Genomic DNA, 16868 nt, shown 5'->3' on the forward strand with positions numbered 1-16868 from the left:
TGACGATCCGAAGCGCGACTGCGACGATAGATCTTGCCGCGTTACAGCAAAATTACTCTGCGATAAAAAAACAAGCACCGAACAGTAAAATATTAGCTGTTTTAAAGGCTAACGCATACGGTCACGGATTAGAAAGAATTGCCAAAGCATTGCCACAAGCAGATGCTTTTGGTGTGGCGCGTATCGAGGAAGCGCTGGCGCTAAGAGCTGATGGTATTGTTAAACCTATTGTATTGCTAGAAGGGTTTTTTACGGCTCAAGATTTACCTATTTTGGCTGTTAATAATTTACAAACAATTGTACATAATGAGCAGCAATTAGCTGCCATTGTTAATGCTCGCCTAGATGAACCTCTTAAAGTATGGTTAAAAGTTGATACCGGCATGCATCGTTTAGGTATCAATCCACATCAGTTTGAAAGTTTCTATCAACAGTTATTAGCCAGTAAAAATGTACAAGATGATATTATTATTATGAGTCATTTAGGTTGTGCAGATGATTGTGCTGATCCTGCAACGTTGCAACAACTTAATACGTTTACGCAATTGACGGCACCTTTAGATATAGAAAGAAGTTTATCAAATTCGGCAGGGATTTGGGCGTGGCCGGCGTGTCATTATGATTGGGTACGTCCAGGTCTAATGCTTTATGGTGTATCGCCCATGATTAATGATGTTAGCAATAGCACACATAACATTATGCCAGTGATGACATTACAAGCCGGTGTTATTGCAATTAGAGCGATTAAAGCCGGTGAAACCGTAGGCTATGGTTCAGCGTGGAAAAGTGAAATAGATACCACGATTGGCGTGATAGCCATCGGCTATGGAGATGGTTACCCAAGACATGCTCCTAATGGCACTCCTGTGTTACTAAACGGTCGCCGTGTACCTTTAGTCGGTCGGGTATCTATGGATATGATAACTGTGGATCTTGGTCAACATTCGCAAGACAAGGTTGGTGATATAGCGACACTTTGGGGACAATCACTCAGTGTCGCAGAAGTGGCACAATATGCGACAACAATCCCTTACGAATTGTTGTGTAATATTAGCAAGCGCGTTACTTCAAGAACGAAATAATAGCAGTTTATGCAAACAAGCAATTGGCCAAGGTTTTTTGAATGGCAACGATGTCATCACCTTTTCTAAGTTCTCTGCTAATTGGCGTGTCTTGGCCAGAAATGTAAATTTTTAAATCGGAGTCGAGGTCAAAATGCCCCGCACTTTCAATTTTAAAATGTGTGATCGCTTTATATGGCACCGAGTGATATTCAACTTTACTACCTGTGAGTCCTTGTTTATCAATAAGTATTAAGCGATGACTGGTGAAAATAAATTTATCGCGAATGAGTTTAAACCCCAGTTCTACCGTCTCATTGTTTGCTAAAATTGGTGCAAGCTCATCTGTTAATTCATTAACATCTACTTGCGATGCGTTACCCATTAAGCCTGATAAGAATCCCATAAAATGTTCCTTATTAATGTGTTTTATTTTTCTAGTTAACTATATTTACGTTAATGAAGTACACCATAAAACATTTTATTGACCTTGAATAGTCGCTATGATCGTTCTACTACCACCATGATCTCGATGTTCTCCAAGGTAAATTCCTTGCCAAATACCCATGTTCATTTTTCCTTTTGATATTGGAACGGTAACACTGCTGCCCAATAAACTTGCTTTAATATGTGCTGGCATATCATCGGCGCCTTCATAAGTGTGTTGGTAGTATGGAGCATTCTCTGGTACAAATTTATTAAAATGTGACTCCATATCTAACCTTACGGTTGGGTCAGCATTTTCATTAATTGTTAATGAGGCTGATGTGTGTTTGATAAAAAAATTGACCAAGCCGCAGTCTATATTCGCGAGCATAGGTAATGCTTTATCGAGTTCTGTCGTAATTAAATGAAAGCCTCTAGACTTTGCTTTCAGGTGAATTTCTCTCTGATGCCACATAATATTGTTTAGGTTAGTTGTTTGAAAGACTGGCGAATTAGCGGTAATACGCTTTCTACTAATGCCGATAAATCTTGCTTATGTTGATATACCAATGATAATGTTTTTTTCATTGGATGTTGAGCAATTCGTCTTACCGCGAGTTGTTCATGCCATGAAAAACTATAAATTAACCAGTCAGGCAAAACGGCAATACCCAGGCCAGCAGATACCATTTGTGCCATTGTATGGCTATGTTGTACCTGCTTGATCTGTTTTGGCGTAATTTTTCTGGGCAGTAAAACTTGGTTAAAAATATCGAGTTCCACTGTAGGTACTGGGTATGTTAGCAGTACTTCGTTGCTAAATGACGCTACGTCTATCTCACTTTGGTTAGCAAGTTTGTGTGTTGTAGGCATAACAACAAGTAATTCAAACTCTCCTATTTTTTGAACTTGGTGCGTATTTGCAAATGATGTTTTGTCAGAAAAACGTAAATCTGCTTTATGTTCATCTTCACCAAAATAGTTATCAATAATCTCTAAAGAAATATTATAGTCTTGTTCAATTTTTTTTATGACGGGGCTTAGCCATTGAAAACAGGCATGACAATCAATGGCCAGTGATATCGTTTGTTGGTTTCTTTGAGCACCTTTTAACGAAGATATTGTTTCATCGATATCTGGCAACACTTTTAATGCGAGCGCTAAAATTGTTTTTCCTTGCGGACTAAATTCAATAGGGTGAGTGTTTCTATTAAATAAACTTGAACCTATGCGGTGCTCTAAGTCTTTAATTTGATGTGAAAGCGCTGATTGACTCATAAAAAGCTGACTTGCTGCTCGTCGAACACTGCCATGAATTGACAGCATATATAGCGTTCTTAAGTGTTTTAATTCCAACATATGAAAATTTTTCCTATACGTGTGAAAAAATAGCGTTAGCGATCATGAGCATTTTTCTGATTATATACATTTAAACGTCTAGACGTCTATATAATTAAGGAGAAAAATATGCGTATTCATAATTTAGGATTCCCACGAATTGGTGGAAAAAGAGAACTAAAAATTGCACTTGAACGTTATTGGCATGGAGAATCAACACAAGAATCATTTCTAGCGTCATGTGCAGCTATTAGAGAGGATAACTGGCAAATTCAAGCTCTAGCTGGCATAGACTTATTGCCGGTTGGTGACTTTTCCCATTATGATCATGTTTTAACGACTAGCTTGATGTTAGGTGTAGTGCCTAATCGTTTTTCTCAATCACTTTCGTCTTTAGATCTTGAGTTTCAAATAGCACGAGGCAAAAGTACGAGTAGTTGTGGCTGTGCTGCAAGTGATATGACTAAGTGGTTTGATACCAATTACCATTATTTAGTACCAGAACTATCGGAAGATCAATGCTTTAACGTCGATGCATCGCATTTGCTTGCACAAATTGCACAGGCACAAAAAGGCGGTCATGAGGTTAAACCTATTTTGCTTGGGCCTGTAACGTACCTATATCTTTCAAAAAACAATGAAAAAAACTTGCCTCACCTGCCAGCGTTAATGGTCGCCTACAACAATATAATTAACCAAATTGCAGCTACAGGTGTGGATTGGTTGCAAATAGATGAGCCGATACTTGCGTTAGAGCTTGAAGAAAATTGGCAACAGGCGTTGATAGCGGCATACAACGCAATCAAGCCAGGTCGTATCAAGCTGATGCTAGCCTCTTATTTTGGTAGTGTTGAACATCACCTAGATTTGATAAGAACCTTACCTATTGACGGTATTCATATTGATACCGTAGTTGAATCAATTGATGTAAGCAATGTATTAAATTTACTGCCTAATGAATGGGTAATTTCACTTGGTATCATCGATGGTCGCAATGTTTGGAAAAGCAATCTTGCTAGCCTTTATCAGTGGTTGAATCCGTTTTATCAAGATTATAAAGAGAGGCTATGGTTAGCACCAAGCTGTTCTTTATTACATAGCCCCGTAGATTTGAGTGCAGAACAAGAATTAAACTTTCAGATACGACAATGGCTAGCGTTTGCAAAACAAAAATGCGAAGAGCTTGCGTTATTAAAGACCGCACTGGTTAGTCAAAATATTTCGGAACTTGTGCGATACTCTAAGCCTGTTATTGAGAGATTTGCGTCTAACCTGTCTAAAAATGCCTGGGTAGAAAAGCGTGTATCAGATTTACCTGATCAGGATTATTATCGTTCTACAACATTTAACAACCGTAAACGCTTACAACAGGAAAAGCTTGGTTTACCTGCTTACCCTACAACGACGATAGGCTCTTTTCCACAAACCAAGCATTTACGTAAATTACGTTCTGACTGGCGACAAGGTAAAGTTGATGATAAGCATTATCAATTCAGTATTTATAGTGAAATAAAGCAAGCGATTCATGTACAAGAAGAAATTGGTCTAGATGTTTTAGTGCATGGTGAAGCTGAACGTAATGATATGGTTGAGTACTTTGGTGAACAACTTGAAGGTGTAACTTTTACGCGCTTTGGTTGGGTACAAAGTTATGGTTCTCGGTGTGTTAAGCCACCAATTATTTATGGTGACGTAGCTCGCAAAAAGCCCATGACAATACAATGGCTTAGTTATGCCCAGTCATTAACGGATAAGCCTGTAAAAGCGATGCTTACGGGTCCTATTACTATTTTATCTTGGTCATTTGTGCGTGAAGATAAAGCGCGATCGTTGGTTGCTACTCAAATCGCGTTAGCGATAGCTGATGAAGTAGCAGATTTAGAAAGGGCAGGGTTAAACATTATTCAAATTGATGAACCAGCAATTAGAGAAGCTATGCCATTAAAACATAGCCAATGGCAGGATTACTTTGATTGGGCAACAAGGTGTTTTCGTTTGACTGTTGCAAAAGCAAAAGACAGTACACAGATCCATACACATATGTGTTACTCTGAATTTAATGAAATAATGCCTGCGATTACGTGCTTAGATGCTGACGTTATTACCATTGAAACATCACGTTCGAATATGGCTTTGTTAGATGCTTTCGAGAAACAACACTATCCTAACGATATTGGGCCTGGTGTTTACGATATTCACTCACCTAATGTACCTTCTATCCAATGGATTAAGTCATTGATTGAAAAGGCGGAAGGCTATATAGAAAAAGAAAACCTCTGGATAAACCCTGATTGCGGTTTAAAAACACGGCAGTGGCATGAAACTAAATTAGCACTTAAAAATATGGTTGAAGCAGCTAAGCAATTAAGAGTGACGTGCTAGCAATAAAATGTAATGTATCGCTAATAAAAAAGCCTCAAAGGAGGCTTTTTTATTTGTCAAAGCTAAATTCTATATACGCTTTACCGTGGGGTGAATTAAGCGGAATAATAACGATAGGCCCGTCTGCTTTATGATTAATGGTATGGTTATTACCTGACACAACCATAGGTGTTGCCATATCAAATTCAAAACCTTTTTCACTCAACATGCGTTTTGCACCACCAGTAACCATATTGGTAATTTCACCAACGAGGTCTGTTATTTCTTCATTGACTTCATCAGGTGCTTCACCAACCATGTTTTTCATGGTGGCTAATGCCAAAGGCGCATCAAATGTTATAGATAGTGAGCCTTTCGTTTGCTCACTGACCATACCAATAAGACCTGATACATCGCCCATTGCCACTTCATTCTTTTTAAGCTTTGGCTTTTCAGGAGATAATTCCATCTGAGCCATAGTGGACATTACGTTTAGCATTGACGATAAAAATGGGTTAATAAACTCTACATTCATGAAGGTACTCAAAGCCTTAATCAGTTCTAGTATTCTGATTTTGCATATATATTTAGCAATTGTAAATCGAGAATACCAATTGTTATTCTAAGATACTAGCAACTTTAATCTAATAGGTAAAAATTATGTTAACTTTTATTTCAGATTCTTGAAAACTCAAAACATTTAATCTGTTGCATGTAAGTATCGGTGAGTATTGCCTATTTTACCAATAATCCTACGAAAAAATATCGAAAAAGATAGATCTTACTATTGGCAATCGGTACAAGCCCCATGTGCTTCGACAATTTGGTGGTGCACAGTAAATCCTTTATTACTTGCCATATCTTTCAATGCGGCATCAAAATCATTTGATTGTATTTCTTCTACAAGCCCACAGTTATCGCATATTAATAGTTGCACAGGATGGTTGCAGTCACCAAAGTGATGACACATAACAAACGCATTAATAGATTCTATTTTATGAACAAAACCTTGTTGGCTTAAAAAGTCTAGTGCGCGGTAGATTGTCGCAGGTTTTGCGGCTGGATCTGTTAGCTTTAACTCGTCTAATAGGTCATATGCGCCAATAGCTTTTTGTTTATTCGCTAATAATTTAAACACTTGTTCGCGTGTAGGCGTAAATCTTACTTCCCTTTTTAAACAAAATTTTTTAGCTTGCTCTAGCAAAGTATCAATGTTCATATATTTTTAATGTATGCGTCACGTAAACCTGAGTCTAACATAGAGAAATTTGGTGTACACCGCTTCTTTTGCGTTCATTAGGTGATTTACATTAAATATCGTGAATTTTTGAGTGTATTGCTAACTTCACTTATAATCCATCACTTAGCTGACGGTTGTATATGCCGGTCATTTCATTCTCTTTATTTGTTTGCTGTTGTTATATGATTTCACATAAATTATCCGTTGCACCCATGCTCGATTGGACTGACCGTCATTGTCGATATTTTTACCGTACTATGTCTAAAAATGTTGTTTTATATACTGAAATGGTCACTACAGGGGCAATTCTCTTTGGTAAGGGCGACTATTTAGGATTTCATGAACAAGAACACCCGATCGTTTTGCAACTAGGTGGCAGTGATCCTATAGCAATGACAGAATGTGCTCAAATTGCAGAACAAAAGGGCTATGATGAAATTAATATCAATGTTGGCTGTCCGTCAGACAGGGTACAGAATGGTCGATTTGGTGCGTGCTTGATGGCTGAACCGGCACTAGTTGCACAGTGCGTTACTAAAATGCAATCTGCCGTTAATGTTCCAATAACCGTAAAATCAAGAATAGGCATTGACGATTATGATAGTTACGAATTCTTGCATCAATTTGTAAAACAAGTTTCACAAGCGGGGTGTCAGCACTTTATTGTACATGCTCGAAAAGCGTGGCTAAGCGGCTTGAGTCCAAAACAAAATCGTGAAGTTCCACCGTTAAACTATGAACGCGTTTATCAAATCAAAAAAGACTTCCCACATCTCGACATTTCAATTAATGGTGGCATAAAGACCTATCTAGAAGTAGAAAACCATTTGGCACATATTGATGGTGTAATGATTGGTCGTGAGATTTATCAAAATCCTTATTTTCTTGCTGAGGCTGACAATAGGCTATGGCAACAAAATGAACCCATATTGTCGCGTACACAAGTCATTGAAAGCATGGCGGAGTATATAGATGAATACGTGAGTAATGGCGGTAGAGTATGGCATGTTGTTAGGCATATGCTAGGGTTATGTAATGGTTTACCTGGCGCTAAGCAATATCGTCGATACTTGAGTGAAAATGCGGGTAGAGAGGGGGCCAATAGCAGTGTTTTGCTTGAAGCTTTCGCTAAAGTCTCTGCGCTTGCTTCGTGACATTTCCCGAAATCGGGAAATACATTCCCGCATTCGGGAGAAGTAGCTATGGATGGCTTGTTGAAGTTGACCAATAATTAGTAATTTTCACTATGAATAGCTCGAAACAGGTAATTTGTTTCAAAAGCATACTTTTTGTAAAAAATAAATACTTTTAATAATCAGGGGTTTAAGTTTTTTTTAGATCAATGGCACAACCTTTGTTTAGTAATTTGCATCTTACTAGTTATCATTCAAAGGAAGGTCGACAAGATGTTAAGTTTATTTACAATATCAATATTAATGATGATCCCATCTGCGGCAGTACTTGCAAGTTCGGTTGTTATTCGTTTTTTTGAAAAAAGCAAAACGTCGAATAAGCGAGTGTCAGTGTGTGATATATAACGTGCCAACTTTAATGTTTATGGTTAATACAACCTACTGTACTTTTAGATAAATCTTAGCTACTTTTTGCTTACGCTAAACAAGCGAATGAGCAATATATGGCTTCTTTCAATACACTGATATCTCCGCAACAATTATTTTCAATTATTAACGACCCTAACCTTGTTATACTGGATGCAAGCATAGCGCCGATTGGTAATATGGTCATACCTGATAAACAGTGGCCTACCGTAGCGATTGCACACGCAAAACGCTTTGATATCGATAATGAGTTTTCAGATCAGTCTTCTCCATATCCACACACAATGTTAAGCACAGAGGTGTTTACAAAAAGAGTACAAGCTATGGGGATCTGTCAACATTCTAAAGTGGTTGTCTATGATAATATGGGTATATATTCGTCTGCTCGGGCCTGGTGGATGTTAAAGTCTTCAGGTTTAGCACAAGTGGCGATATTAGATGGTGGATTACCAAATTGGGTTGATCATCATTTACCCGTTAATGCGGCGTCTAATAACAATGTTAAGCGTGGTGACTTTATTGCACAGCCGCTCGGCGATGCCTTTTGTTCAACTCAAGACCTGCAAAGTATGATTGAAAGCCAAAATGCTATTGTAATTGACGCGAGATCTGCTGAACGCTTTTATGGTCAAGTGCCTGAACCAAGAGAAGGTTTGCGCAGTGGGCATATGCCACACGCTAAAAATATGCCTTTTACTACGTTATTATCCGAAGGAAAAATGCGTCCTTTAGACGAGCTAAATATGCTTTTTAGTCACTACGCGCAAAAACATCAAAAAATAGTGTTTACTTGCGGCTCTGGCGTAACCGCATGTGTTTTGGCATTTGCAGCATCATTAGTCGGTTATAAAAATCTTTCAATTTACGATGGTTCTTGGGCTGAGTGGGGCGCCAACGCAGCGTTGCCTGCCGTTAATTAGTCATACAATCGTGTTTAAATGTCATAAGTGGTGAATTAGACCAATGGAGTGGTTTTATTCACTATATTTTCGTGTGACATATTATGTCATGGTTTCTCTTCTTTTTATGAATTTCAAAAAAATCTAAATAAAACATAGAGATAAAAAAATATTTCCAGTTGGCATAAGGTTTGTAATGTAGATATTAATCGGGCGAAACGCCTATTTGATATTAAACGATGCCTTTTTAAGGAGAGAGCAAAATGAACCGTCAACGTACTTCATTATTTATAGCGTCACTTGTTCTTGGATTGGGAACAGTTGCTAATGCATCGGCAAATCAAAGCAGTATTGAAGATACAGTGAACAAAGCGATTGTTGAACAAACTAAACAAGTTTCTCAATATTTATCGCAAGAACTAAATAACAGCATAAATGAACAACTAAAAGCAACAATCTTAAGCGTTGAAAAACCCTTGGAAAATGAAGATCAACTTGTTGCTAAATTTACCCCGTTAACAAAAAAATCAGTCGTCGAAGAGTAGGAGAAAAACCATGGGAATGTTTTCTAGATTTGCAGATATCGTAAACGCCAATATCAATAGCATGTTGGATAAAGCAGAAGATCCTGAAAAAATGATCAAATTGATCATTCAGGAAATGGAAGAAACGTTAGTTGAGGTGAGGTCTACTGCAGCAAAACATATTGCTGAGAAGAAAACATTATTGCGTCAAATTCGTCAACTTGAAAAATCAGTTGCTAGTTGGCAAGAAAAGGCTGAAGTGGCCATTGAAAAAGACCGCGATGACCTTGCAAAAGCGGCCTTAGTAGAAAAGCATAAATCCCAAGATGAACGAGATGCATTATCTGAAGAATTGGCACAACTAGAAGATTTTCTAGCCGCTGTTCAAGAAGATGGTCAACGGTTACAAGAGAAACTATCGGAAGCAAAAAGAAAGCAAGAAGCGTTCGTGTTAAGGCAAGAATCAGCTACGGTACGTTTAAAAGTGCGAGAAAAAGCACACATTTACAACATTGATGAAGCGATTACAAAGTTTGAACGCTACCAACAAAAGATTGATGAAGTAGAAGCACAAGTTGAAGCCTTTGATATGACATCAAACCAAGATCTTGCTAGTCAAATTTCAGCACTTGAAACAGACGAGCGTATCGACAAAGAGCTTGAAAGCATGAAAAAACAGGCTGTGAATGCTTAGTTGTTAGTGTAGCAATGGCACATAAATATTTAAGGTGTCATTGCGCTCTTAAATGCCATACCTAAATGTGAGGAATTAAAGATGAAATATCAACGCCACTGTAATCGTCGTCCACAATTATCTAAAGATTGTTTAAATAGAAAAATTTCGGGCGTATGCGCCGGTATCGCTAACCATTATGAATTACCAAGTTGGGGAGTAAGAATTGCAGCGATTGTCTCGTTATTTACCTTTCCTGTAGTTACCGCCGTTGCGTACATAACAGCAGCAGTATTATTACCAAATCGTTAATAATGTTTACCGACGTATAGACGGTTTCATGAGGAGTAAAGTATGTCACTTTTTAAATCATTGATACTTGCCATTATTGCAACCTTGGTGCTGACTTATATGCTCGGAGCGAGTGTCATTGAGTTGCTCGATATTGATGTCTATATGGGGGAAGAGTTAATTGAACCTTTGAAAGCCATAAGTATCTCAGCTTTAGTTGTTGTTTTGTTAGTTATTGCTGGAATAGCTATCGTGGTTAGTGTTTTTGGTACTGTAATCTTTATTACTATGTTAGTTTTTGGTGCGATTGCAATGGCATTGATAGGAGCATTTTGGCCCTTGTTGCTCGTTATCGGTATTATTTGGCTTTGCTCTCGCAATACACAGAAAGCACACTGTAACTAACAAGCGTTTACGATAAAAATTTATAAGGATAATAATGAAAAGTTTAGTAATCATCGCCTCGCTAGTTATTAGTTTTAATGCCACTGCTTCCTCAACTCAAAAAGTCGAAGAAGCATTAGCAAAAGGGAATATATTAGATGCGAAGGCTTCGTATGCAACACTTTCTAAGGAGATCAAACAGTCGATAAACGGAAAGCTCATCCAAGGTCGATTTTTGCTAGCTGAACAGCAAGGTGAAGAGGCATACGACTACTTTGAAACATTAAGAGAAAAAGCGCCAGAGAACGACAAAGTTAATTATTATTTTGCCGTGAGTGCAGTTGTAATGGCACAACAAGCAAGTATCTTTTCTAAGCTAGGCTACGCGGAAGATTTTGTTGAGGCTATCGAGAAAACGTTAACGCTGAACCCGCATTATATAGATGCTTTAGATACTGCAATAGGGTTCTATTTGCATGCACCAACTATTGCTGGTGGTGACGTAGATAAAGCGACTACTTATGCTAAAAAGCTTATTCAACTATCACCGGTTAAAGGCTATCGACAGCTCGCAACCATTTACCGTAACAATGAACAGTCAGAAAAAGCGTACAGTACTTTAGCTGAAGGATTGGCAGAATACCCTGAAAGCGGTGCATTATATCTTACACGTGCGATGGCTAATATTGAATCAGAAGCTTGGGAACGTGCAAATGAAGATCTCAAGCTCGCGGTAAAATTTGCACAAAACAATGAAGACAAAGCACAAGCTTTGTATCAACAAGGGAAGTTGGCAGCTGAAACTGGGAATAATATTGAGCTTGGTATTAATGCGTTAAAGCAAGCACAGCATTTAGAAAGTACGCGATACAAAAATTGGAGTCATTATCGACTCGCGCAACTGCTTGTGCATAAAAAAGACTTTACTGCTGCTGAACAAATTCTTAACTCCATCATTTTGAAAGATAATGAAAAACTAGAAAAAAAAGTAAAGCAGCTTCGTAAACGGTTAAAAAAACTAATGAGTTAATAATGAATAACTCATTAGTTTTTAGCGTTAATGGCTAATTAAAGAACGATTTTAGAATGTGTTGGCAATCTGGTGTTTTTACTAAGCGAGAAAATTCAACGGCTTCTTGCTCAATAGCTTGTAAAACCTGGGCTTGTGTCGCTTGCTTAATCAATCGACGACTTGTTTGAGTCGCGTCGGCAGGCAGTTTAGCTATGGTTTCAGCAACCGTTAAGGCTGTTGGTAATAGTAGGTTTGTATCTACGACCTTATTGATTAACCCGAGTTCGTGTGCTTGTTGACCATTGAAGGTTTCGCCAAGTACAAGCAATTCAAAGGCCTTGTTATGTCCAACACGTAAGGGTAGTAAAACACTTGAAGCGGCTTCTGGGCATAGTCCAAGCTGACTGAACGGCAATTTAAGTTTTGCATCTGTAGTTGCTACGATGTAATCACAATGAAGTAACATTGTTGTGCCAATACCGACAGCAGGCCCAGCAACCGCTGCAATCAAAGGCTTGTCAAAATGTGCGAGTGCTTTAACAAATTGGAAAGCGGCAAGCTCTTCGTCGTTAGCATGTTTGATAAAGTCAGCTAAATCGTTGCCTGCACAAAAACAGGCGTCGTTACCTTGGATGAGTACACTGTGTACATTAGGGTTATCTGATGCAGCTGACAATATTTTACATAATGTTAGGTACATCTCTGAATTTAATGCGTTTTTTTTATCAAAACGGTTAAGTGTTACGCTAAGTACATTATTTTGTAAATTTGAAAGAATTAAGTTATCCATTTGAAGTTAGCTTAGTTACAATGGCAGTATAACCATAATATGAGTAATGAAGGAAACATAGCAAGTTATGAATGTTAGAATATTTGCAAAAGCTCATCAAACACGTATTAGCGCGGCATTAGTTGCCGCTGTAATTTCTCTTTTTTCTCTGGCTGTTCATGCTGATAATCATGTTAAGGTTGAAAATGGATATATTAGAGCAACAATACCGGGTACTAATATATCGTCAGCTTATATGGTGATTACTAATCATAGTATGAACGTGAAAGAACTTATTGGCGCTACAAGTAATATTAGTCCTCGTATTGAAATACATGAACATCAAATGTCTGAAGGTATGATGAAAATGCGTCAACGAGAATCTATTGTTATAAATATGCATGACGCTGTAACTTTGCAGCCATCGGGTTTACATTTAATGATCTTTGAACTCAATAAACCATTAAAAGTAGGCGACAATGTTGAACTAACGTTGCAATTTAAAGATGGTGAACAACTGCCAATTTCCCTTCCAGTTGAAAGTATTAAACGTAAAAAGAAAGCTAAGCATGCACATAATCATCATTAGGAGTGACATATGAACGTTAACTTTTCAGTAAAAACAGTTGCTTCAGCCTTTGCCGTTGTCTTCTTTAGTCTTTACTTTTTAGGAGTTTACTGGAGTTTTGAGCCAGACAGACTAGATCTTAAGCAAGAAGTGATCGATGCCGCGAAAACCGAAAATGTTTCACCGGTTGTTGGCTATACAACAACAACGGCATTAATCAGAGTAACTGAAACCATCTTAGAAAAACCAGGTGGTTATTTAGCAAATGATGCGCTTCCACCGTCAGTGTTTCTCGATAATATTCCTGCCTGGGAGTTTGGTGCATTAGAAATGATTCGTGATATGGCGCTAATTATGAGACAAGAGTTTAGCCGCTCGCAATCACAATCATTAGAAAACAAGCAGCTTCAAATTGCACAACCTCAATTAAATATTGACCACAAAAGCTGGGCGATGCCTAGTGCTGAGAATGAATACCAAAAAGCGATTGATGCACTTTATCTTTATCGTAAGCAACTTTCAGATGTTAACTCTCAACAGGCACAATTTTATGCACGTGCTGATAATTTACGTGATTGGTTGCAAGAGGTGACAAAACGGATGGGTAGTTATTCTCAACGATTAAGTGCCAGTGTTGGCCGTGACCAGTTAAATGTTGATCTAGCAGGAGACGATGCTGCAACGCAGTCAACTTTTGCGGCCAATCACGTTCAATTAAAAACGAGTTGGTGGCAGATCGACAATGAGTTTTATGAAGCGCGTGGTGCAACGTGGGTGCTTCTTCATTTTCTTAAGGCAATTGAAATAGACTTTAGTGATGTATTAGCAAAGAAAAATGCCAAAGTAAGCCTTCAACAAATTATAAGAGAGTTAGAAGCGAGCCAAGAAGCAATTTGGAGCCCTATGATACTTAATGGCGATGGATTTGGCGTTTTAGCAAATCACTCCTTAGTGATGGCGAATTATATTTCACGTGCTAACGCAGCACTTATTGATTTAAATGATTTACTTAGTCAGGGATAACTACATGAACAAAGTTTTAGTAACGGCTTTATCAGCTATTTTATTCACGTCAACTGTACAAGCAGATGCCATTGGCGTATACCTTGGTGGACAAGTTTGGGATAATAAAGCTAGCGGTATTTTTGGTGAAAGCGGCGGACAAACTAACTTTCAACTTGCCGATGAACAGCAAGGAAGTTCATTCATTGCGATAGAACACCCCATTCCTTTCATCCCTAATGCGAGAATTTCTCATACCAGTTTAGAGACAAAGGGCATGACACAACTGGATTCGGACATTCAATTTGATGGTTATACTTTTGCATCAGGTCGCGACGTCAACGCAAACTTTGATGTCAGTTACACTGATTACACTTTGTATTATGAGTTTTTTGATAATGGGTTATTTTCATTTGATTTAGGGATAACGGGGCGAGATTTTGACGGCGATGTCTCACTCTCAGGGCTTGCTGAAGTCAGTAACGACGGAAGTACATCAACGATAGAAGTAACAGGTAAAATTGCAACAGATGAAATGGTGCCTATGCTTTATGCGTCAACGATTGTTGGCTTACCATTTACTGGTGTAGATTTGTTCGCGCAAGGAAACTTTTTATCTCTCGATGATCACACATTGTATGATTATCAAGCAGGAGTCAGTTATGAAGCTATTGATAATCTAGCGGTCGACGTCAGTTTTTCATTAGGATATCGCGCGGTTAAACTAGAATTAGAAGACCTAAATAACCTTTATTCTAATCTAGAGTTTAAAGGTGTTTTTGCCGGCGTAACTGTTCATTTCTAAAGTTGTTCTAGCAAGTAATATTGTTTCGTATCAAGCGCCATATGTTTGATGGCGCTTTATTTTCAATAAACACCTACTGGGTTTGTACCTTGTTGTATAGGTGATGTTGCCCCTTTTTCAACATGGTAGATAAATACATTAATCGTATCTATAGCTATTTTATTGAAAAAATATAAAAAAGATTAAAATTTGTACGTGATTTTATCAAATAGATTCTGTATAATCCTGCGCTCCCTAACGTTACAATTTTGTTTATTAGGTTTTTCCCAAACCATAAACAAAGGGCTCGATACTCGAAGGGGTAAAAGCGTAGCCTCATTGAACTGCAGCATTTAGCTGTTTTTTAAGTAACATTTTTAATATTGGGTTTTTCAAATGAAAACTTTTGTAGCTAAGCCAGAAAGCGTACAACGCGAATGGTTTTTAGTGGACGCTGAGAATAAAACTCTTGGTCGTATCGCTACTGAAATTGCTAGCCGTTTGCGCGGTAAGCATAAGCCAGAATACACACCTCATTGTGATACAGGCGACTATATTGTTGTTGTAAACGCAGAGAAAGTAAAAGTAACTGGTAATAAAGCGAAGGGTAAAATTTACTACTCGCACACAGAATTCCCTGGTGGTTTAAAGCAAATTAGCTTTGAAAAGCTAATTGAAAAAGCGCCAGAGCGTGCGATTGAATTCGCTGTAAAAGGTATGCTTCCTAAAGGACCTTTAGGTCGTGAAATGTACCGCAAGTTAAAAGTGTATGCTGGCCCAGAGCACAAGCATGCTGCACAACAACCACAACCTTTGGAGCTGTAAGCAATGGCTGATAATCAATATTACGGTACTGGTCGTCGTAAGAGCTCTACTGCTCGTGTGTTCATGAAAGCTGGTAGTGGTGCAATTACAATTAACAAGCGTGACATTACAGAATACTTTGCACGTGAAACTGCGCGTATGGTTGTTCGTCAACCAATCGAATTAGCAGAAGTAACTGAGAAGTTTGACTTCAACATCACTGTTGCAGGTGGTGGTAGCACAGGTCAAGCAGGTGCAATTCGTCACGGTATTACTCGTGCGTTATTACAATATGACGAAACATTACGAAGCGAACTTCGTAAAGCTGGTTTCGTTACACGTGATGCACGTAAAGTTGAACGTAAGAAAGTTGGTTTACATAAAGCACGTAAACGTCCACAATTTTCAAAACGTTAATTTTATACGTTACGCAAAAAACCGGCTTATGCCGGTTTTTTTATGCCTGATGTTTAGTAATTGCATAATCGTTATCAATGAATTTTATTACCCCTTATTGTTGATAAAAACTTTTATCGTTCTAAATTTTCTAAGGTATACAAACTGTTGAAATAATTGGTTGGATCCGAGTTACGCGGTGCTTTCAGAATAGAAGAACAAAAGCATTAAATAATAATGATTATTAATTGAATTATTGCTTTATTACAACTATGTTATTAGGGTGCTGTTGCACAGAGATAAAAACTACAAATTAAATGAAGTACTTTTTGGGGGCCTAAGATGAAGCATCGCTTAAGTTTCGGGCAATTTAATTTACTTTCTAATAATGTAGTTGAGGTCGTAGTCGATGAAGGCATAGTGATGGATTTAGATATGGTTGAAGAATGCCATAACTTTATTCTTAGTAGGTTTACTGATGAATTTGCGATGTTGGTAAACAAGGTTAATCACTATTCATATAGCTTTGAAGCAAAACTTAGTGTTGCCTCTTATGAGCATTTAAAAGCGATAGCTTTTGTTTATTATTCACCTGAAGGTCAAGAAATTTCTAATAATTTACAAGCAGTACGAGCTATGGATAAATGGAATTGTCGTGCTTTTTCTGGATTGGAGTTAGGTTGGCAGCAAGCCTATGATTGGTTGCAACATGAACTACAAACTACGAAAGCAAAAGTAGAATAAAGCGTTAAATGAAAAAGCGGCCTGATGGCCGCT

General features: G+C 38.0%; 22 protein-coding genes. 16 read left to right on the forward strand and 6 right to left on the reverse strand.

Annotated features, from left to right (window positions below):
- The first annotated feature begins 5 nt into the window (after positions 1–5).
- A complete protein-coding gene (alr, locus tag QUE09_RS02575) occupies positions 6–1082 on the forward strand; it encodes an alanine racemase (protein WP_286235869.1) in 1077 nt (358 codons plus the stop codon).
- Positions 1083–1089: 7 nt separating this feature from the next.
- Here alr and QUE09_RS02580 read toward each other — a convergent pair whose 3' ends face one another.
- From QUE09_RS02580 to QUE09_RS02590, 3 genes are all read right to left on the reverse strand, one after another.
- Positions 1090–1467 carry a PH domain-containing protein gene (locus QUE09_RS02580; RefSeq protein WP_286234640.1) on the reverse strand — a complete coding sequence of 126 codons (378 nt, stop codon included), beginning with the start codon at positions 1465–1467 and terminating at the stop codon, positions 1090–1092.
- Between the two features lie 75 nt (positions 1468–1542).
- Complete coding sequence (locus QUE09_RS02585; protein ID WP_434017504.1) at positions 1543–1965, reverse strand: secondary thiamine-phosphate synthase enzyme YjbQ; 423 nt, start codon at positions 1963–1965, stop codon at positions 1543–1545.
- Between the two features lie 5 nt (positions 1966–1970).
- Positions 1971–2846 (reverse strand): LysR substrate-binding domain-containing protein, encoded by an 876-nt coding sequence (locus QUE09_RS02590; protein ID WP_286234642.1) that lies wholly within the window; start codon positions 2844–2846, stop codon positions 1971–1973.
- 108 nt (positions 2847–2954) lie between these two features.
- On the opposite strand from QUE09_RS02590, the gene metE reads away from it, so the two are divergent.
- The gene (gene metE / locus QUE09_RS02595; protein WP_286234643.1) at positions 2955–5207 is read left to right on the forward strand and encodes a 5-methyltetrahydropteroyltriglutamate--homocysteine S-methyltransferase; all 2253 of its coding nucleotides are present in this window, start codon (positions 2955–2957) and stop codon (positions 5205–5207) included.
- A gap of 49 nt (positions 5208–5256) precedes the next feature.
- Here metE and QUE09_RS02600 read toward each other — a convergent pair whose 3' ends face one another.
- Together QUE09_RS02600 and zur are read right to left on the reverse strand one after the other, a co-directional pair.
- Positions 5257–5721 (reverse strand): chemotaxis protein CheX, encoded by a 465-nt coding sequence (locus tag QUE09_RS02600; protein WP_286234644.1) that lies wholly within the window; start codon positions 5719–5721, stop codon positions 5257–5259.
- Between the two features lie 249 nt (positions 5722–5970).
- Positions 5971–6405 (reverse strand): zinc uptake transcriptional repressor Zur, encoded by a 435-nt coding sequence (gene zur, locus QUE09_RS02605; protein ID WP_286234645.1) that lies wholly within the window; start codon positions 6403–6405, stop codon positions 5971–5973.
- A gap of 203 nt (positions 6406–6608) precedes the next feature.
- Between zur and dusA the strand changes: the two genes are divergently transcribed.
- The 8 genes from dusA to QUE09_RS02645 all read left to right on the forward strand — a co-directional run bounded on the left by dusA (position 6609) and on the right by QUE09_RS02645 (position 11786).
- Positions 6609–7580 (forward strand): tRNA dihydrouridine(20/20a) synthase DusA, encoded by a 972-nt coding sequence (gene dusA, locus QUE09_RS02610; RefSeq protein WP_286234646.1) that lies wholly within the window; start codon positions 6609–6611, stop codon positions 7578–7580.
- 252 nt (positions 7581–7832) lie between these two features.
- On the forward strand, positions 7833–7964 hold the full coding sequence (locus QUE09_RS02615) for a hypothetical protein (RefSeq protein WP_286234647.1): 132 nt from the start codon (positions 7833–7835) through the stop codon (positions 7962–7964).
- 98 nt (positions 7965–8062) lie between these two features.
- Positions 8063–8905 carry a sulfurtransferase gene (locus QUE09_RS02620; protein WP_286234648.1) on the forward strand — a complete coding sequence of 281 codons (843 nt, stop codon included), beginning with the start codon at positions 8063–8065 and terminating at the stop codon, positions 8903–8905.
- 242 nt (positions 8906–9147) lie between these two features.
- Positions 9148–9429, forward strand: coding sequence for a hypothetical protein (locus QUE09_RS02625; protein ID WP_286234649.1), 282 nt, complete (start codon positions 9148–9150; stop codon positions 9427–9429).
- Between the two features lie 10 nt (positions 9430–9439).
- Entirely contained in the window at positions 9440–10102 is a 663-nt protein-coding gene (gene pspA / locus QUE09_RS02630) for a phage shock protein PspA (RefSeq protein WP_286234650.1), read from the forward strand.
- 81 nt (positions 10103–10183) lie between these two features.
- The gene (locus QUE09_RS02635) at positions 10184–10393 is read left to right on the forward strand and encodes a PspC domain-containing protein (protein ID WP_286234651.1); all 210 of its coding nucleotides are present in this window, start codon (positions 10184–10186) and stop codon (positions 10391–10393) included.
- A gap of 42 nt (positions 10394–10435) precedes the next feature.
- Positions 10436–10777, forward strand: coding sequence for a hypothetical protein (locus tag QUE09_RS02640; protein ID WP_286234652.1), 342 nt, complete (start codon positions 10436–10438; stop codon positions 10775–10777).
- A 34-nt stretch (positions 10778–10811) separates the two neighbouring features.
- Positions 10812–11786 carry a tetratricopeptide repeat protein gene (locus QUE09_RS02645; RefSeq protein WP_286234653.1) on the forward strand — a complete coding sequence of 325 codons (975 nt, stop codon included), beginning with the start codon at positions 10812–10814 and terminating at the stop codon, positions 11784–11786.
- 34 nt (positions 11787–11820) lie between these two features.
- On the opposite strand, the gene QUE09_RS02650 is transcribed toward QUE09_RS02645, so the two are convergent.
- Positions 11821–12558 (reverse strand): enoyl-CoA hydratase-related protein, encoded by a 738-nt coding sequence (locus QUE09_RS02650; protein WP_286234654.1) that lies wholly within the window; start codon positions 12556–12558, stop codon positions 11821–11823.
- A 67-nt stretch (positions 12559–12625) separates the two neighbouring features.
- Here QUE09_RS02650 and QUE09_RS02655 point away from each other — a divergent pair, with 67 nt between their 5' ends.
- The 6 genes from QUE09_RS02655 (at position 12626) to QUE09_RS02680 (ending at position 16835) form a co-directional block, all read left to right on the forward strand.
- Positions 12626–13126 (forward strand): copper chaperone PCu(A)C, encoded by a 501-nt coding sequence (locus QUE09_RS02655; RefSeq protein ID WP_286234655.1) that lies wholly within the window; start codon positions 12626–12628, stop codon positions 13124–13126.
- Between the two features lie 9 nt (positions 13127–13135).
- Positions 13136–14128 carry a DUF2333 family protein gene (locus QUE09_RS02660; RefSeq protein WP_286234656.1) on the forward strand — a complete coding sequence of 331 codons (993 nt, stop codon included), beginning with the start codon at positions 13136–13138 and terminating at the stop codon, positions 14126–14128.
- Positions 14129–14132: 4 nt separating this feature from the next.
- Entirely contained in the window at positions 14133–14912 is a 780-nt protein-coding gene (locus tag QUE09_RS02665; protein WP_286234657.1) for a TIGR04219 family outer membrane beta-barrel protein, read from the forward strand.
- Positions 14913–15287: 375 nt separating this feature from the next.
- The gene (gene rplM, locus QUE09_RS02670) at positions 15288–15716 is read left to right on the forward strand and encodes a 50S ribosomal protein L13 (RefSeq protein WP_286234658.1); all 429 of its coding nucleotides are present in this window, start codon (positions 15288–15290) and stop codon (positions 15714–15716) included.
- A gap of 3 nt (positions 15717–15719) precedes the next feature.
- Positions 15720–16112, forward strand: a complete 393-nt coding sequence (rpsI, locus tag QUE09_RS02675; RefSeq protein ID WP_286234659.1) for a 30S ribosomal protein S9 — start codon at positions 15720–15722, stop codon at positions 16110–16112.
- A 321-nt stretch (positions 16113–16433) separates the two neighbouring features.
- Positions 16434–16835, forward strand: coding sequence for a hypothetical protein (locus tag QUE09_RS02680; RefSeq protein ID WP_286234660.1), 402 nt, complete (start codon positions 16434–16436; stop codon positions 16833–16835).
- Positions 16836–16868: the final 33 nt, after the last annotated feature.

It is taken from the genome of Thalassotalea sediminis (assembly GCF_030295915.1).
Classification (GTDB): domain Bacteria; phylum Pseudomonadota; class Gammaproteobacteria; order Enterobacterales; family Alteromonadaceae; genus Thalassotalea_C; species Thalassotalea_C sediminis.

What these genes read in the sequence shown, in the direction of transcription:
- QUE09_RS02580 (WP_286234640.1), bottom strand. Translation starts at nt 1,467, where the DNA reads ATGGGATTCTTATCAGGCTTAATGGGTAACGCATCGCAAGTAGATGTT.
- QUE09_RS02590 (WP_286234642.1), bottom strand. Translation starts at nt 2,846, where the DNA reads ATGTTGGAATTAAAACACTTAAGAACGCTATATATGCTGTCAATTCAT.
- metE (WP_286234643.1), top strand. Translation starts at nt 2,955, where the DNA reads ATGCGTATTCATAATTTAGGATTCCCACGAATTGGTGGAAAAAGAGAA.
- QUE09_RS02600 (WP_286234644.1), bottom strand. Translation starts at nt 5,721, where the DNA reads ATGAATGTAGAGTTTATTAACCCATTTTTATCGTCAATGCTAAACGTA.
- zur (WP_286234645.1), bottom strand. Translation starts at nt 6,405, where the DNA reads ATGAACATTGATACTTTGCTAGAGCAAGCTAAAAAATTTTGTTTAAAA.
- dusA (WP_286234646.1), top strand. Translation starts at nt 6,609, where the DNA reads ATGATTTCACATAAATTATCCGTTGCACCCATGCTCGATTGGACTGAC.
- QUE09_RS02615 (WP_286234647.1), top strand. Translation starts at nt 7,833, where the DNA reads ATGTTAAGTTTATTTACAATATCAATATTAATGATGATCCCATCTGCG.
- QUE09_RS02620 (WP_286234648.1), top strand. Translation starts at nt 8,063, where the DNA reads ATGGCTTCTTTCAATACACTGATATCTCCGCAACAATTATTTTCAATT.
- QUE09_RS02625 (WP_286234649.1), top strand. Translation starts at nt 9,148, where the DNA reads ATGAACCGTCAACGTACTTCATTATTTATAGCGTCACTTGTTCTTGGA.
- pspA (WP_286234650.1), top strand. Translation starts at nt 9,440, where the DNA reads ATGGGAATGTTTTCTAGATTTGCAGATATCGTAAACGCCAATATCAAT.
- QUE09_RS02635 (WP_286234651.1), top strand. Translation starts at nt 10,184, where the DNA reads ATGAAATATCAACGCCACTGTAATCGTCGTCCACAATTATCTAAAGAT.
- QUE09_RS02640 (WP_286234652.1), top strand. Translation starts at nt 10,436, where the DNA reads ATGTCACTTTTTAAATCATTGATACTTGCCATTATTGCAACCTTGGTG.
- QUE09_RS02645 (WP_286234653.1), top strand. Translation starts at nt 10,812, where the DNA reads ATGAAAAGTTTAGTAATCATCGCCTCGCTAGTTATTAGTTTTAATGCC.
- QUE09_RS02650 (WP_286234654.1), bottom strand. Translation starts at nt 12,558, where the DNA reads ATGGATAACTTAATTCTTTCAAATTTACAAAATAATGTACTTAGCGTA.
- QUE09_RS02655 (WP_286234655.1), top strand. Translation starts at nt 12,626, where the DNA reads ATGAATGTTAGAATATTTGCAAAAGCTCATCAAACACGTATTAGCGCG.
- QUE09_RS02660 (WP_286234656.1), top strand. Translation starts at nt 13,136, where the DNA reads ATGAACGTTAACTTTTCAGTAAAAACAGTTGCTTCAGCCTTTGCCGTT.
- QUE09_RS02665 (WP_286234657.1), top strand. Translation starts at nt 14,133, where the DNA reads ATGAACAAAGTTTTAGTAACGGCTTTATCAGCTATTTTATTCACGTCA.
- rplM (WP_286234658.1), top strand. Translation starts at nt 15,288, where the DNA reads ATGAAAACTTTTGTAGCTAAGCCAGAAAGCGTACAACGCGAATGGTTT.
- rpsI (WP_286234659.1), top strand. Translation starts at nt 15,720, where the DNA reads ATGGCTGATAATCAATATTACGGTACTGGTCGTCGTAAGAGCTCTACT.
- QUE09_RS02680 (WP_286234660.1), top strand. Translation starts at nt 16,434, where the DNA reads ATGAAGCATCGCTTAAGTTTCGGGCAATTTAATTTACTTTCTAATAAT.